Consider the following 17117-nt stretch of genomic DNA (forward strand, 5'->3'; position numbering starts at 1 on the left):
TTATCTAAAGAATAGGTATCTTTAACCAAATCGTATATAAAGCTAAAGTCAATTGCTTGATCTATTTTCCTCACTAGATGATCCTCTGGTACTAAATCTTCTATTGATACTAATTCAACTTGAGTTCTTACATCTTCCTTACGTTTTGTTAACATGTTTCTCCCCTCACAAGATATTTATTACATACTTATTATACAAAAAAAGCTTGTAGATTTGTCTAAATAAAGACTTTGTCTACAAGCTGAAGCATCAGATATTCGATATATCTGATGCTTCTCTTTTTTTCCATTCTTCTTTATTCCAGTTGCCAAATCCTAATATTAAGGTTGGTTTACCGGTGGGACCCTTTATCAAATCAAAGGCTCTCATACCTACATTAAAACAATGTTTAATACTAGGAATGTTATCATTAGCAACTTTAACGTATAAACGATCAATATCTTCTAAGACTCCTGTTGTAAGTTTATAAGCAATTCCCTTCTTTCTTGCTTTAGGGTGGACAACTATTATCGCTTGCTTAAGTCCATAATTAGCTATGGCGATGACACCAATAATTCTATTGCTTTCGCTTAAATAAATATGGATCAGGTCTCCATTATCTTTGTTTAATGAAGAAAATGGAGTTTTTCTCAACCAATTTATGGCTTGTTTTGTGATATGACCCTCCCCATACTTGCTAACAAAACGAATGATATATTTGCGTAAATTTTCAGGTGTTCTGGGATTAATTTTAATCTTTTTCATCAAATCACTCCTTATTTGACGAAACCTGAGAGATATCTAAAGTACTGAATTAATCTTTGTAAAGAGATTTTTCTGATGTTTGGTTCGTCAAATTTCATGGGTTTAGCATTTGCTTCAAAAAACCAAATATTCCTATTTTGATCAACCCCAATGTCCATTGATAATTCACCTAAATTATTTTCAGATTTTTCTTCGATAAATTTGGAGATATCAATCGCGATATTTGATAATTCATCAATTAGTTTTTTATCATAATTGGTTACCCTATGGACCGATTGAATGTGTCCTCCCCGTGGTACATGTGTGGTAATACTGTTAATGCCAGCTACCCGAACTCCTATTCCAGACAAAGCCCACTTTCCTACACCGTTTTTTTGTACTAAAATTCGGAAATCATAAGGGTTACCATTGTAAGTATTAAGTTTTATACCTTGTTGAATGATGTATTTTTTGCTCTTAGTTAAGTGGTTAATTGTTTTGATAAGGGACTTGACATTATTAAATTCTTCATAATGTGTTGTTTTACTAGACTGATATCTAAGTAAATAAAGGTTATCTTTTTTATCAATCTTAAAGAAACCAATCCCGGCTTTTCCGTCAATTGGTTTTAGGTACAGCATTGGGTATCTATTTAGAAAAAATATTAAATTTTCCATGGTAAGGGTAGTCGTTTCAGGTAGTAATTTGTTAAATTTAGGAGATTCTTTTAACCATTTGTACAATGTCCATTTATCGAAAAAATGAGGATTGAAAAAGGGAATGTTTTCATTAATAAGAAATTCGATGGTTTCTTTAACCAATGGTCTATTCTCTTCTGTCCGGGATGGAATACGGTTATATATAACATCAGGTAGTGGCATTTTTCGTACTATCCATGTATTTTGATTAGGTAAGTATAAAAAGCCTTTGACTGTTTTATTTTTCCTATCAACTGATTCAGCTGTAAAAACGTAAATTAACACGCCATATTTAATTCCTGTTTTAATTAGGTCTTTAAAATTAGTTTGATTCCCCCTAAACCACCTAGAACTCTTAGTTGTAAGAATACCAACCAGTGGGCCTACTTTATAATTATGATTTAATTTTTTTAAACTAATGGGGAAAGCATCTTTATGATTAACGGCCATCTTTTTTCTGATAATCGCTGGATATAATCTATTATTAAAACCGATGACTATCGGGAGAATTCTTTTTTTAGAATTAATATTAGATAGTATTAGTTGCCAATTATTCATAGGAAGGATTTTGATCCAGGCATTTTGTGATAATTTCATCATAGCGCCTCCTTAGATGGAGGGGAATGTTTAGTTGTAAATCTTGAAAGATACATGGCATATTCCAATAACTTATTGCTCGATTTATTGCGTGCATCCTTTAGACTTGGATGTTTAAAAATTGATCTACCTGGTTTGGAATTAACTTCAAATAACCAAATTCGGTTGTTAGTGTCAATCCCGACATCTAAGCCCAATTCGCCAACGGGGCTACCAAGCTTTTCTTCTACAGTTCTAGCGATCAGAATAGCCATATTGTTTATTTCTCTTAAAATTTTATAAGTATTATTTCCATATACTTTTTCCAAATAATTTAAAGAATCAATCATTTTTCCTCCTGTTCTGAGATGGGTCGTTACACTACCTTTACCAGCTACTTTAGCACCTATTGCGATCACTTGCCATTGGTTTAAACTATCTTTGTGTAATTGGATGCGAAAATCTACGGGATTTTGATGATACTTAATTAAGTTGATGCCCTGTTGAATTAGGTAATACTGTGGTTTTTTATGTTGAAAAATATATTTATAAGCAGATGTGATTTTTTTAAATGAAACAGCAAAATTTTTGGACCCTACTCGATATTGAATTAAATAACTGTTTGATTTCCTGTTGACTTTATAAATACCTAATCCGAGACTGCCATTTGCTGGTTTTAAATAGACAATTGAATGCCTCTTTAACATGTCTTTAAATATCGAGAAAGAAGGTTTCATATAAGTTTCTGGAATGTATTTAACGGTATCTGGTTCTTGTACGAGAATTTGATACATATCCCATTTGTTGAAGAAGCCAGGGTTAAACATTTTTCCTCCAAAATTTAGATAGGTCTGTTTAAAGTTACTAATAGAAGGTTTTTTCTCAACACTACGGTTAGGAATTCGGTTATATACTACATCTGGAAATGGAACAGTGATTTTTTGCCAGTAGTTTTTACGATAGAAATAGCCATGAATAGTCTTTTTACCCCAATCAATTTCTTCAGGGGTGAAGACAAAATAATATACAGGGTATTTAGTTTCTGATGAAAGGAGGTTTTTGAAAAAGAAACCAAAGGGATGTTTGTTTGATGGATCATTAGAGAATTTTTTTCCTGTATAATCTGTGGTGTAGATACCAATGATTGGACCGATGCGTAAACCATCTTGTTCCTTTTTAATCATGATATCTTTTTTATATGGAAGTAATAGCTTTTCCATTAATGATGAAGTAATTACTATTATATTAGAATGTGAATTAAAACCACGAATGGTTGCTACTTTACTACTTGTTAATCCAAAATATATTGGAATACTTTGATTATGTTTTAGATTTAACTTTTGTAATATGTGGTTTGGTAAATATATTTTATTGGATCTACTTTTTTGTATTTTTAGCTTGACAGTAATAGAATTCATAGTATACTTCCTCCTATATATTGAAACCGCAAATTATTAATTAAAATTGTTGCTATCTATGGTTTTAGCCAAATGTTTTGTGTAAACAAGGGGTTGAATAAGAGATTTCTTTCTTTCTTCTACTTTGCCTAATAGTGAAAATACTTTTCTACCTGGTTTAGAATTGGCTTCTATTATCCAAACTTTACCTGAAAGATCAACCCCGAGATCTAAGCCTAATTCAAATAAATTTCCATGGACCGATTCGATATAGGATGGAATTGACTCTGCAAGCTGTTTTATTTGCTTCAATATTTCTTTGGCCTTTTGTTTACCAAATTGCTTAATTAACAGTGATTCAGTATTTTGGACTTGGCCGCCACCATGTAGATTTGAAGTAATATTGGCTGCATCTCCAATTCGTACTGCGCTACCAGTTATTTCCCATTTTCCGTACTGGTTCTTTTGAACTAAAACTCTTATATCATAAGGTTCATTGTTCAAAGTTATTAAATCAAGATACTGCTGAATTAAATAACTTCTTTTATCAATAAATAAATTAACCCAATCTCCTAAAATATCTTGATCTCTAATTTGTTGATTAATTTTATTATTATTTATATCACGTCCTACAATTTGGTAGTTGTTATCTTTAAAATCAATCTTAATAATACCTTTGCCGTGGCTACCTCCGGTTGGTTTAAGAACTATTGGGAAATCAGCTAACCATTGAAACAATTGAGTACTATCATTGTATATTGCTGTTTTTGGCAAGTATTTAATAAATTCAGGATTACTGGATAATATTTTGTAAACAGACCATTTACCTTTTAAGCCATTACCTAGAAAACGAATTTTTTTTTGTTCCTTTAATTTTTTAATGTACGGTTTATAGGCTAGATAAGAATGGGAAGAAGAATAGAAACAGCGATCGTAGATGAAGTCAGGTAAAGGAAACCATTGATCCTCCCACTTATTTAATGAAAAATTATATTGAAATCCTTTAACTTTATTGGTTTTCCAATCTATTTGGTTTGGATAAAAAACATAAACAATGATCTTTAACTTTTCTCCGGCTTTTTGTAATAATTTATAAAAATCTTTTTCACTAAATAAGTTTTTTGTCTTACAAACCATTATCCCTAATAATAATGCTTTCTCCATGAGTTCCACCCGACCTAGTTAATGGTAATAACAAAAAATACATTTATATATTTGGATTTTCTATTTGAAATCGGTGATGTATAAAACATATTGGATTAATCGATTGACAGATGGTCTAGGTGCATTTATTTCCCTTTGATCATCTAATTTTGATGGTTTAGAATTTACTTCAATTAACCAAATTTTCCCTGAATCATCTAAGCCTAAATCAATCCCTAATTCAGCAAAATTTCCATCGGAAGCTTTTTCAATATAATTAGCTATTAGCAGAGCTATTTTGCTAATATCCCGACGTCTAATTTTTTTAGCTAAGTCAGGATTTGCTAATCTAATAGCTGCCATAACCTTACTTTGAGTTCCTCCTTGAGCGATATTGGAAACAATATGTTGATCTCTAGCGATCCTTGCAACCATTGAGGTTAAGGACCATTTACCAGAAGAATTTTTTTGAACTAGAATTCTAAAATCTATAGGGCGATTTTGATATTTAATCAGATTTATACCCATTTGAATTAAATAATTTCTAGATAGTCTTGGCTGTAAGTATTTGTACATTTTGGTGAAAGAATTAAAAGTAACGGTTGTTGAGCTCTGGGCCCGGGTATAGTCAACTATATAACCGTTGGAAATTTTATTTATTTTGATAATTCCTCTGCCTAATGACCCGTTCGTTGGTTTTAAATAGATTATAGAATGATTGGCTAGCATCTCTTTAATGGATTTATATCCTCTATATACAATTGTCTTAGGAATTATTGTTCTTATAGGTGTTCTAATTAGGATTTTGTATACTTCCCATTTGTTAAGAAAATTACTATTGAAAAAAGTAAATGTGTATTTTTGCTGCAATTGATTAATTTTAGGTAAAACCATTTTTTCAGCTCTTCTAGAGGAAATCCTATTGTAGATTACATTTGGTACGGGAAAAGTTCCTTTCTCCCATTTTTCTCCTATAAGTCGCCATCCAGATATATCTCCTGTTTGAATATTGATATCATCAACGGTAAAAAAATAGGGCAGAATTCCATTTGTATAAGCTTTATGAGTTACTTCATTTGCAAAAGAAGTAAATTTGCCAAAGGGGGAGTGAGGTTGATTATTTTCAATTGATTGTACTAAAATACCTAATATCGGCCCTAGAATTAATCCAGTCGATTTATGGTATTTTGCATGAATTTGTATGCCATTCGGTAGTTGGAGAAGGTTAGCTACATAGGATGAAATGCGGATCAAGTTACTTTTGTTAGATCTTAACTCTAATCTAACTGACGCTGTCTTATTACCAAAAGAAAGAAGAAATGCTTTATTTATTGGAAGGTTTAATTTGTTGACGATTGTTGGATTAACGTATATCGTATTAGGTACTAAAAATTGTTGATCTATTTGAATCGTTACTAGCGTCATATCTATACTCCTTCCAAATTACTATAACTGAAAATAATAAATTGGCTACTTCATAATATGTATAGTTTAATAACATGGTGTTAGGCTATGGCCTTTATGAAAGAGAGGATGGATATAATGTATATAGTATTTTTTGCAATAATAGTTGGTGTTGTGATTGGGGCATTTACTAACTCTTTAGCAATAAAGATGCTCTTTCGCCCGTATAAACCTTGGAAAATAGGTAAATGGCAGGTGCCATTTACTCCTGGCTTAATTCCTAAAAGAAGGGGAGAACTTGCTGAACAAGTAGGTTACATGGTTGAGGAATATTTATTTACACCAGAAGGAACTAAGAATTTTATTGAAAAGTCAGGAGTTAAGGATCAACTTTATAATAGTTTAATGGTTAGGCTTGAACATTTAAAAGATGAAGATAAAACTGTGGGTGATTTAATAGCATTAGCCTTTGGTGATAAGTGGAAGGATAGTTTGAAAAGTTATCAAAAGAAAAGACTTTTGGGATTTTTAAGAAGTGATCAGCTTGGTAATAAAACTATAGAAGAAGTGTTATCAAAAAAGACTCTTAATATTATAGACGGCTACTTAGAACAATTATCAGAGCATTTAGTTATTGGAATTAAAGAATATCTCCTTTCAGAAGAAGGACTTGATAAGATTGAAAATATTATTAAACAAATGTTTAATGGAAGTAAAATGCTAGGTTTTTTTGCAGGGCTATTGGTAGATTCTAATCAAATCCAACAAAAAATAATGAATTTTATTGAAGAAACCCTTGAAAAGGAAGAGACAAAAGATATTATTTATACTTTTATTGATAAAGAGTGGAAAATAATAAGAAAGAAACAATTACTGGAGTATCTTGATAAGTTTGAAGAGGCATTTTCTCGTCAAATAGACTATTTATATGAAAGTGTAGTAGATCATATAGATTATATAACAGTTAAACAACTAATCGAGTCTTTAGAAAAGAGAAATCTAATCAAAAGAGGATATGAATTTGGTGTTAGCTTTTTTATAGAGAGAATGGACAAATTATTTAAAGTTTTATCAATTTCTAATGTAGTGAAGGAAGAGTTAGAAAACTATTCATTAGAGCATTTAGAAAAATTGATCATTGAAGTTTCCGGAAAAGAATTGAAGATGATAACCTACTTAGGGGGAGTTATTGGTGGAATATTGGGATTAATTCAAGGAATATTATATTTAGTTTATTGATATAAATTTTTAATAGTAGGAAGGTTTTGCTAGCTCAAAAAAGAATATTGTTTTAAGAACTAAATTTCTGAAAGGAGGTGGCTTATGCAAAATCTCTATGATAAGGCTTACGAATTAGCAAGAATGATTGAAAATGATCAAATCTATCTAGATCTTAAAGAGATAACTGCTAAAGTAAAAAAAAACTCGGAACAAGTGAAGCTGATTGATAAATATCAACAATTACAACTAAAACTACAAGAAAAACAATCTCAAGGAATCCAGGTTAGTGATGAAGATTTAAGAGAAGTCAATGATCTCTACCAAAAGCTAATTTCTAATCCTGATATTAAAAAATTATTTGAAACTGAGGAACGTTTTAGCATCTTAATTAGTGATATTAGTAAGATACTAACCGAACCATTGGTCAAGATTAGTTCTAAAAATACTAATAACCAATAGTTTTTAATCATTAAGATAGGTGGGTGAAAAATGGAAGTAAGATATCATGGACACAGTTGTGTAGAATTTAGGGGAGATTTGGTTTCAATTATTATCGATCCCTTTATAAAGGATAATCCACTAGCAAGTGTTTCAGTGGATGAAATTAAGGTGAATTATATTTACATTACACATGGTCATGGTGATCATCTAGGAGATGCTATCCAAATTGCTAAGAATAATGATGCAACAATTATCGCACCATATGAGTTAGCTACTTTTTTAAGTTGGCAAGGTGTCAAAGTTCATCCCCTACATATTGGTGGTAGTTTTCAATTCGACTTTGGACGTGTAAAGGCAACACCTGCTTTTCATGGTTCTTCTTTTGTTGATGAAGAACGAAAAGAAATTGTTTATCTTGGAATGCCTAGTGGGGTAATAATTGAGTTAGGGGATAAAAAGATTTATCATGCTGGTGATACTGGCTTATTTAATGACATGAGATTATTGGAAAGAGAACAACTTGACCTAGCTTTTTTACCTATTGGTGATAATTTTACAATGGGACCAGATGATGCTTTATTGGCAGCTGTGTGGATTAGGGCTAAGAAAGTGGTACCTATCCATTATGATACTTTTCCATATATTAAACAGAATCCAACTAACTACGTGGAACGGTTAAATAAATTAGGAATAGAAGGAGAAATATTACCTTTTAATAAATGGGTAAGATTATAGTTCCCCTGATTTTGTTCTATTCAATCTAAAGGCAGCATAGACTAGTTCAGGGGTGTTTTAAAATGTTGAAAAATATTATCTATTTAATTTTTGCTTTGGCCACAGTATTTTATGCTATATTGCGAATTCCAATATTAAGTTATGAAGTTGAGGCCAGGCTTTTTAGTATAATATGGTTGTTTTTTGCTCTTCTAGTAATTGGAGCCCAACTAGAACGGTTATTAGACTATGATGAGAAAAAACAAAAAAATCTAATGAGGTTGAAGAAATATCAACTTTGGAAGCAAGAACAGAATTACCTTAGGAATAAAGCTCAAGTGTATAAACAAATAAAGGATTATAATTGATACAAAATACAATACTTAATCAAAGGTACATTAACATTAAGTGCAATTATGCACTTTTTTTTATTTCTGTTATAATGGAGAATGATACAGTTAAAAAAATATAATATAACAGTTGATTATATGAAGGTATGGTGAATATACTTGGCTACAAAGCATGAACAAATATTAAACTATATTGAGAAACTTTCAGTTGGTAGTAAAATTTCAGTAAGGCAAGTAGCCCGTGATTTGGGTGTAAGTGAAGGGACAGCTTATCGGGCGATCAAGGATGCCGAAAATTTAGGTTACGTAAGTACAATTGAACGGGTTGGTACAGTTAGGATTGAAAAAAAAGACAAAGAAAATATTGAACGACTAACATTTGCTGAGGTAGTTAATATTGTAGAAGGGCATGTTTTAGGAGGAAGAGAAGGACTCTACAAAACATTAAATAAATTTGTTATAGGTGCTATGAAGTTAGAAGCAATGATGAAGTATATTGAATCGGGTAGTTTGCTTATTGTTGGCAATCGTTATGAGGCTCATAAGTTAGCTTTAGAAAATGGGGCAGCAGTATTGATCACCGGTGGATTTGATACCAGCGAAGAGGTGAAACTTCTTGCTGATGAGTTGGAGTTACCAATACTTTCGACTAGCTATGATACTTTTACAGTGGCTTCTATCATCAACCGTGCTATCTATGACCGATTGATTAAAAAGGAAATAATGATGGTAGAGGATATCATATATGAGCAAAAAGAGGTAAATTATCTGTATGATTACCAAACAATTGGTGATTGGCAGTTATTACTGGAAAAAACTAAGCATAGCAGATTTCCTGTAGTAGACCACCAAATGAAATTAGTTGGAGTTGTAACTTCCAAGGATGTGATTGGTAAAGAAACGACTATCTCTATTGATAAGGTAATGACTAGAAATCCGATATCAGTATTACCGAAAACATCTATTGCTTCAGCTGCTCACTTGATGGTTTGGGAAGGGATAGAACTTTTACCAGTAGTAGATTCTTATCGTAGGTTACTCGGTGTTATCAGTAGACAAGATGTATTAAAAGCCTTGCAATATATTCAAAATCAACCTCAAATTGGTGAAACGATAGACGATCTTATCTTGAAACAGTTTGAAGAATATAAAATAGATGATTCAGTGATTATTAAAGGAACTGTAACCCCTCAAATGACTAACCAATTTGGTTCTTTATCGATCGGTCCTTTGACTAGTCTTATTAAAGAAGCAGCCCATAGGGTTTTACGAAAATACAAAAAGGGAGACCTCGTACCAGAAAACATTATGATTTATTTTATAAAACCAATCCAAATCGAAAATGAGATAGAAGTAAAGGCGAAAGTGATTGAAGTTAGTAGGAAGTTCGGTAAAATTGAAGTTGAAGTTTGGCATAATAATAAAATCGTAGGTAAAGCTTTAATGACTTCACAAGTCATTGAAAGGTGATTAAAATTCTTCAACCCGACACTACTGTTAGATGTCGGGTTATCTCATTTTAAATATTGATTATTCACTATCTTTATTAGGGATGAACCAGCACCCTTGAGGAGTTTCATCTATGATAACTGAAATATTTTCTCTTTCCAATTCTTTTTTAATTAATTCGATAACTTCGGTAGTTTCTGCATATGCTGAAAATCCATTCTTAATCTTATTTACTTTTGCCCTTGCTAATTCTTTTCTATTAATTATCATATATCTGCCCCCTTTTCAAACGATTATTTATGTTTGAAAAAAATTTCTTATATCTATTTTACACAAAATAATATTTTTTTGCGACTTCTGGGGTATACTATTCCTTTTTATGCTCTCTGATTACTATCCATATTTCAGTAGTAGACTGGATTGAGACAAATTTGACATTTATTTGATAATTTTTTTCTTTAATCTTATATATCCTTTGATTGAGCAACTGAAAGATAAAATCAGGAGATTTTTTTACATCTTCTATCTTTTTTCCAATCAAAAACTGGGTTTCATCCATTAACTTTTCAAGTAACTCTGTTTCTATGAAGGGATCTAGTTGATCATCATAGTGGAATTTGATAATTCGAATTAGTTGGTTTTGTTGTCGTTGTTTTCTCTCTTGTTTCAGGGTTTCATTTTCGTTTTTACAGTTTTTTAATTCCACGGTTAGTCTGTCATTAATTTTCATCAGATCATCTATCTGTTTACCATGAAGATATAAAAAGAAAAAGAAGCCTGTATAGATACCCATGATAAAGAAAATAAGGTTACGTACAAAACTTTTATGATTTTTCCAAAATACGTATCTCATCAATTTATATCCCCTTTAAACAACCAATGTAGAACTATTTCTGCTGTAAGTGCTCCTACTAAAGCCATCAAAATATAAATTATTTGTTTTATAAGTGAGGATATATTTCCATCGATGATGCTAATTTCAAAAACTTTAATGGCGTCAAAAGTCCCTCCTAGTGCAACGACTAAAGCCCATATTTTTAGTCTATCAGCGTAATCAAGCATGGTGAAAATAGGAGGTTGATTGGTTAAAAAGGCCCCTAACCCTCCAAATAGTGATCCTCCCAGCAATACACCAAATGCGATAAAATAGTACATAATAACATTTTTAATAAATTCCATTGATAATCCTTCTCCCTAACATCACTTGTCCTTTACTAATATGTATGGATATTTTTGAAGAAAATGATTAAAAAACTTTATAAGGTGCTGGTTTATTTGGTAAAGATAGTGGATGTACCATATAATTAGATATAATGGAATTATATTAAATCCGTTCGGAACTATTTTATAAAAAGGGAGTAATTATTGTGTCGAGTTTTGTCCATCTCCATGTTCATACCGAGTATAGTTTATTGGATGGTGCATCTAGAATAGAATCGTTGGTAAAAAAAGCTAAGGAATTAGGAATGAGTGCCTTAAGTATTACAGATCATGGTAATATGTACGGGGTAGTCCCTTTTTACAAAGCCTGTTTAAAGGAAGGTATCAAACCTATTATCGGTTGTGAAATATATTTAACCCCGGGGAATAGGAAAGATAGGGAATCAAGGCAGGAACAGAAAATATTTCATTTGGTTCTACTGGCAAAGAATCAAACTGGTTATAAGAATTTAATGAATATCGTATCAATCGCTCATTTAGAAGGTTTTTATTATAAGCCAAGAGTAGACAAAAAAATATTGGAAAAATATAGTGATGGGATAATTGCTTTAAGTAGTTGTATAGCTGGAGAAATTAATCACTACCTATTAAATGATCAATATGAAAAGGCTAAAATAGCAGCATTAGAATATCGTGATATTTTTGGAAAAGATAACTTTTATTTAGAAATTCAAGATCATGGATTAGAGGAACAAAAAAAAATAATTCCTCATCTAATCAAATTGAGTGAAGAGATCAAAATACCTTTAGTTGCAACTAATGATGTGCATTATATTAATAAGGAAGATGCTATAATTCAAGATGTTCTTTTAGCGATAGGAACAGGAAGTAAATTAGAAGATGACAATCGACTGCGTTTTGAAACCACAGAGTTTTATTTAAAAGATGAAAAAATGATGAGAAAAAGATTCTCTAAACTGCCTAATGCTATTGAACAAACAGCCATGATTGCAAAACGGTGTAATATTGAAATAGATTTGGGGCAAACTGCATTACCAAAATACCCTGTACCTAAAGAGGTTTCAGCGATTGAATATTTGAAAGCTTTATCTTTAAAGGGATTACAAAAAAGGTATCATAATATTACAAAAGAATTACGGGATAGATTATCTTATGAGTTATCAATTATTGAAAAGATGGGCTTCGCTGATTATTTTTTGATTGTATGGGATTTCATGAAGTTTGCTCATAAATCGAAGATTATGACAGGGCCAGGGCGTGGTTCGGCAGCTGGAAGTTTAGTAGCTTATGTTTTAGGAATTACTGACGTAGATCCGATTAAGTATGGATTGTTGTTTGAGAGATTCTTGAACCCGCAAAGGGTCAATATGCCTGATATTGACATTGATTTCAACTATGAGCGACGTGACGAAGTAATCAAATATGTATCGGAAAAATATGGTGCTAATCGAGTGGCACAAATAATAACATTCGGTACATTTGCTGCAAAAGCGGCAATTCGTGATGTAGGTAGGGTATTAAATTTGCCGTATTCTCAAGTTGATAAGATTGCCAAACTAATTCCTAACCAATTGGGTATCACGATTAAACAAGCACTTAGTGAAGTTAAGGAATTGAGAGAGTTATATCAAAAGGATGAAAACCTTAAGAGTCTGATTGACATAGCAATTAAAATTGAAGGTATGCCTAGGCATCACTCCACCCATGCTGCAGGTGTAGTTATAGCTGATAAACCTTTGACAGATTATACTCCGCTTCAAAGGGGACAAGAAGATATTTCTTTAACCCAGTTTCCGATGGGTATTTTGGAAGAAATCGGATTATTAAAGATGGACTTTTTAGGCTTAAGAAACTTAACGATAATTGAAAAAACCTTAAATTGGATTAAAAAAACTAAAAATATAGATCTTAGCTTACACGAACTTGACATAAATGATGAATTAACATATCAGCTACTTAGTAATGGTGATACTAAAGGAATTTTTCAATTAGAATCTGCTGGGGTAACAAAGGTACTTAGAGAATTAAAGCCTTCTCATTTTGAGGATATTGTAGCAGTTCTTGCTTTATATCGTCCTGGACCTATGGAGTTCATTCCTGATTATATTAAAGCAAAGCATGGTCAAAAGTCTGTAACTTATCCCCATGAAAATCTTAAACCTATCTTGTCTGATACTTACGGCATTATTATCTATCAGGAACAAATTATGCAAATAGCTTCTAAAATGGCTGGTTTCAGTTTAGGTGAAGCTGATTTATTAAGAAGAGCGGTAGGTAAGAAAAAAAGAGAGATTTTATTAAAAGAGAGGGAGCATTTTGTAAAAGGTGCTATCAAAAATGGTTATCAAGAAGGTATTGCTAATGAAGTGTATGATATGATCGTCCGTTTTGCTAATTACGGATTCAATCGTTCCCATGCTGTGGCCTATAGTGTTTTAGCATATCAAACTGCTTATTTAAAAGCACATTATCCTGTAGAATTTATGACTGCTTTAATCTCTGAATCCATGGGCAATCCGGGCAAAGTAGTCGAATATATTGAGGAATCTAGGAAAATGGGGATTGAAGTTTTACCTCCTGATGTTTTACTTAGTGACTATAATTTTAGTATTGAAGATGGAAAAATTAGATTTGGTCTTGCAGCGATCAAAAACATCGGGATAAATGTGATAGAATCAATTCTTAATCATAGAAAGGCCAATAAGAAATATAAGACGGTTTTCGATTTTTGTATGCAATCAGATAATAAGGTGTGTAATCGCAAAACGATGGAAGCATTAATACTTAGCGGAGCTCTAGATTCTTTTGGTGTTCATAGGGCACAATTAATGGCTAATTTAGATGATCTTCTTGAGCGGGTTCAAAAAAAGAAAAAGTTGCAAGATGAATTACAAATTCGCTTGTTTGATGACCTAGATAGTGAGATTGATAACGAATTTGACTGGATTCAAGTTAAGCCATATTCTAATCAAGAGCTTTTGCAAAAGGAAAAGGAAGTACTAGGTCTTTATCTTTCAGGACATCCTCTAAAATCCTATGAGACTATCTTAAATCAGTATGTGACCCACTCCTATGAAGAATTATGCTCTTTGCCAGAAGGAAAACAGGTGATTATTGGTGGGTTGATAACCGGTATAAAACAAATATTAACAAAGAAAGGAATGCCAATGGCATTTGTAACCCTAGAGATTAATTCTAATGATGTAGAACTGATTGTATTTCCGAATGAATTCCAACAATACAGGGCTCAATTAATTGATGAACAGGGAATCTTAGTTCAAGGAAGAATAAGTTATAAAGATGAGGAACCAACCATCATAGTTAAAAAAATAACATTATTATCTTTCCTTGAGAAAATTAAAAAAGAAAAACAGATAACGAGATTAATAATCAAAATATCTGTTAATAACGATAAAAGAAATAAACTAAATCAACTAAAAAATCTATTAAGCAGATTTAAAGGTTCTATACCTGTAATTCTTTATTATGAAAGGAATAAAAGGCTGATCCGGCTTTCCGATGAATATAGAATTAAATATGATGAAAACTTTAAACATTCTGTTGAAGAGCTGCTTGGGAGTGGTTCTATAATCATAAAATGAATATGAATAACCCTATAATATTTTGTGATTTTTTTTAGAAAATTCACTATTATTCTAATAATCTATTTAATTTGATTTATGTGTTTTATCAGTTTCTTTTTTGGTATAATAGGGGTGGTCAGACCACTTTTAATTCTAACAATACTTTAAAGAAATAAAATAATAGGGTTAGGGGATGAATAGCTGTGGCTACTTTAAAAGAAGAATCATTAAAAATGCATCGAGAGAGTCAAGGGAAATTAGAGGTTAAAGCAAAAGTAAAACTTGTTGATGCTCACGACCTTAGTTTGGCTTATTCTCCAGGTGTAGCAGAACCTTGTATTGAAATCCACGATGACAAAGAGAAGGTATATGACTATACCATGAAAGGTAATACTGTAGCTGTAGTCTCTGATGGTACGGCTGTTTTAGGGCTTGGTAATATCGGACCAGAAGCAGCGATGCCTGTAATGGAAGGAAAGGCAGTCCTATTCAAAAACTTTGCTGGAGTAGATGCTTTTCCAATTTGCCTTGATACCACTGATATTGATAAGATCGTAGAAACAGTTAAATTATTAGAACCAACTTTTGGTGGTGTTAACCTAGAAGATATTGCGGCACCAAATTGTTTTATTATTGAAGAAAGATTAAAAAAAGAGACTAATATCCCAATATTCCATGATGACCAACATGGAACAGCGATAGTAACATTAGCAGGTTTAATTAACGCTTTAAAAATTGTTAATAAAAAGATAGATAAAATTAAAGTAGTAGCTAATGGTGCTGGTGCATCAGGTATTGCAATAATTAAACTTTTAATGAGCATGGGAGTTAAGGATGTTATCATGTGCGATACCAAAGGTATCATTTATGAAGGACGTCCTTACGGAATGAATCCTTTTAAAGAAGAAATTGCTAAAATTACTAACAGGGATAAAGTATCTGGTGATTTAAAGGATGCATTAAAGGGAGCAGATGTATTCATCGGTGTATCCGTGGCTGGAGCGTTATCGCAAGATATGATTAAAGGAATGAATGAAAATCCTATCATTTTTGCACTAGCAAACCCAACCCCAGAGATTTTCCCAGAAGATGCTAAGAAGGCTGGGGCGAAAGTTGTTGGGACTGGACGTTCAGATTTTCCTAACCAAGTTAATAACGTTTTAGCATTCCCTGGGCTATTTAGAGGGGCATTAGATGTACGGGCAACAGATATAAATGAAGAAATGAAAATAGCTGCAGCATATGCGATTGCAGAGTTAATATCTGAAGAAGAGCTTAATGAAGATTATGTAATCCCAGATCCATTTGATCCACGTGTTGCTTCACGTGTTGCAGCTAGGGTTGCACAGGCTGCTATGGATTCAGGAGTTGCTAGAATTAATGTAGATCCAAATGAAATTGAAGAAAAAACTAAAAAAATGGCAGTCATAAAATAGATTAAATAAGTGAAAGAGGTGCGCCGATGCTTGGTGATAGCCAAAATCTTAAACTATACCAGGAAGTTCTACTAAAAATAAATGATATTATTGAGGAAGATAAGTTGACTATTGGTGATCGCTTACCTTCTGAAAGGGAACTTGCAGAACGTTTGAATGTTGGTAGGTCATCAGTTCGTGAAGCATTAAGGGCATTGGAGCTCCTCGGTTTAATTTCCACTAGACGTGGCGAAGGAACTTATATCGAAGATCATAATTCTCATCGTTTAGTTGAAATAATCTCTTTTTATGTTTTGAGAAATGAAAAAGCTAAGAAAGATTTACTTGAACTAAGAAAAATAATTGAGATTGATCTGGTAAGATTGGCAGCTGAGCGGATTACTAAAGAGTATATTCAAGAATTAGAAGAAATACTCAAACGCTCGGAAGAAAAGGTTAAATCGGGTGAAATTCCTTTAAATGAGGATTATCTATTCCATAAAACAATAGCCTTAGCAAGTGATAATAAACTTTTATATAAAATTTGGAATATGGCTATTGAATACGGGAAAACAATATTAGAGGGTTCTTTAGAGCGCAACGGAAGACCGGAAGTGTCAATCTCAGAGCATAAGAAGATTATTAGAGCTTTAAAAGATAAAAATGTTAAAGAAGCTGAACAACAAATGAGAGCACATTTAGCTAAAAGTGAATTTTATGCTTAGATTAGTTTTAAATTAAATGGAACTTGTTCATGATTTGAGAATAAGTTCCATTCTTATTAATAGTTTTGATTATTGTAAAAAACTACAGTTATTCA

The 17117-nt window shown here is 32.0% G+C and carries 17 protein-coding genes; 8 read left to right on the top strand and 9 right to left on the bottom strand.

Annotation, left to right across the window (positions count from 1 at the left end):
* From BHF71_RS11430 to BHF71_RS02175, 6 genes are all read right to left on the bottom strand, one after another.
* Positions 1-155, bottom strand: a 155-nt coding sequence (locus BHF71_RS11430) for a transposase (protein WP_084024111.1), incomplete at its 3' end; no start/stop codon positions are given.
* Between the two features lie 94 nt (positions 156-249).
* Positions 250-744 carry a GNAT family N-acetyltransferase gene (locus tag BHF71_RS02155; protein ID WP_069656033.1) on the bottom strand — a complete coding sequence of 165 codons (495 nt, stop codon included), beginning with the start codon at positions 742-744 and terminating at the stop codon, positions 250-252.
* Between the two features lie 11 nt (positions 745-755).
* Complete coding sequence (locus BHF71_RS02160; protein ID WP_176717279.1) at positions 756-2018, bottom strand: YheC/YheD family endospore coat-associated protein; 1263 nt, start codon at positions 2016-2018, stop codon at positions 756-758.
* Entirely contained in the window at positions 2018-3415 is a 1398-nt protein-coding gene (locus tag BHF71_RS02165; RefSeq protein WP_069656034.1) for a YheC/YheD family endospore coat-associated protein, read from the bottom strand. The genes BHF71_RS02160 and BHF71_RS02165 overlap by 1 nt, the downstream gene beginning before the upstream one ends.
* Positions 3416-3451: 36 nt before the next feature.
* On the bottom strand, positions 3452-4558 hold the full coding sequence (locus BHF71_RS02170) for a YheC/YheD family endospore coat-associated protein (RefSeq protein WP_069656035.1): 1107 nt from the start codon (positions 4556-4558) through the stop codon (positions 3452-3454).
* Positions 4559-4618: 60 nt separating this feature from the next.
* The gene (locus BHF71_RS02175; protein WP_069656036.1) at positions 4619-5962 is read right to left on the bottom strand and encodes a YheC/YheD family endospore coat-associated protein; all 1344 of its coding nucleotides are present in this window, start codon (positions 5960-5962) and stop codon (positions 4619-4621) included.
* A 117-nt stretch (positions 5963-6079) separates the two neighbouring features.
* Here BHF71_RS02175 and BHF71_RS02180 point away from each other — a divergent pair, with 117 nt between their 5' ends.
* The 5 genes from BHF71_RS02180 (at position 6080) to BHF71_RS02200 (ending at position 10137) form a co-directional block, all read left to right on the top strand.
* Complete coding sequence (locus tag BHF71_RS02180) at positions 6080-7180, top strand: DUF445 family protein (RefSeq protein ID WP_176717280.1); 1101 nt, start codon at positions 6080-6082, stop codon at positions 7178-7180.
* 84 nt (positions 7181-7264) lie between these two features.
* Positions 7265-7621, top strand: a complete 357-nt coding sequence (locus BHF71_RS02185) for a YlbF family regulator (protein WP_069656038.1) — start codon at positions 7265-7267, stop codon at positions 7619-7621.
* A 30-nt stretch (positions 7622-7651) separates the two neighbouring features.
* Positions 7652-8338 (top strand): metal-dependent hydrolase, encoded by a 687-nt coding sequence (locus tag BHF71_RS02190; RefSeq protein WP_069656039.1) that lies wholly within the window; start codon positions 7652-7654, stop codon positions 8336-8338.
* 62 nt (positions 8339-8400) lie between these two features.
* The gene (locus tag BHF71_RS02195) at positions 8401-8685 is read left to right on the top strand and encodes a hypothetical protein (RefSeq protein WP_069656040.1); all 285 of its coding nucleotides are present in this window, start codon (positions 8401-8403) and stop codon (positions 8683-8685) included.
* 141 nt (positions 8686-8826) lie between these two features.
* A complete protein-coding gene (locus BHF71_RS02200) occupies positions 8827-10137 on the top strand; it encodes a DRTGG domain-containing protein (protein WP_069656041.1) in 1311 nt (436 codons plus the stop codon).
* Positions 10138-10197: 60 nt separating this feature from the next.
* Here BHF71_RS02200 and BHF71_RS02205 read toward each other — a convergent pair whose 3' ends face one another.
* From BHF71_RS02205 to BHF71_RS02215, 3 genes are all read right to left on the bottom strand, one after another.
* Complete coding sequence (locus tag BHF71_RS02205; RefSeq protein WP_069656042.1) at positions 10198-10386, bottom strand: YtzJ family protein; 189 nt, start codon at positions 10384-10386, stop codon at positions 10198-10200.
* A 97-nt stretch (positions 10387-10483) separates the two neighbouring features.
* Positions 10484-10969: a sporulation membrane protein YtrI gene (locus BHF71_RS02210; RefSeq protein WP_069656043.1), complete on the bottom strand. Its 486-nt coding sequence runs from the start codon at positions 10967-10969 to the stop codon at positions 10484-10486.
* The gene (locus BHF71_RS02215) at positions 10969-11295 is read right to left on the bottom strand and encodes a YtrH family sporulation protein (RefSeq protein ID WP_069656044.1); all 327 of its coding nucleotides are present in this window, start codon (positions 11293-11295) and stop codon (positions 10969-10971) included. Before BHF71_RS02215 ends, BHF71_RS02210 begins: the two co-directional genes overlap by 1 nt.
* Positions 11296-11483: 188 nt before the next feature.
* Here BHF71_RS02215 and BHF71_RS02220 point away from each other — a divergent pair, with 188 nt between their 5' ends.
* The 3 genes from BHF71_RS02220 to BHF71_RS02230 all read left to right on the top strand — a co-directional run bounded on the left by BHF71_RS02220 (position 11484) and on the right by BHF71_RS02230 (position 17022).
* Entirely contained in the window at positions 11484-14900 is a 3417-nt protein-coding gene (locus BHF71_RS02220; RefSeq protein WP_069656045.1) for a DNA polymerase III subunit alpha, read from the top strand.
* Positions 14901-15085: 185 nt separating this feature from the next.
* Positions 15086-16318, top strand: a complete 1233-nt coding sequence (ystJ, locus tag BHF71_RS02225; protein ID WP_069656046.1) for an NADP-dependent malic enzyme — start codon at positions 15086-15088, stop codon at positions 16316-16318.
* A 26-nt stretch (positions 16319-16344) separates the two neighbouring features.
* A complete protein-coding gene (locus tag BHF71_RS02230) occupies positions 16345-17022 on the top strand; it encodes a FadR/GntR family transcriptional regulator (RefSeq protein WP_069656047.1) in 678 nt (225 codons plus the stop codon).
* Positions 17023-17117: the final 95 nt, after the last annotated feature.

The organism is Vulcanibacillus modesticaldus, from assembly GCF_001730235.1.
GTDB lineage: Bacteria > Bacillota > Bacilli > Tepidibacillales > Tepidibacillaceae > Vulcanibacillus > Vulcanibacillus modesticaldus.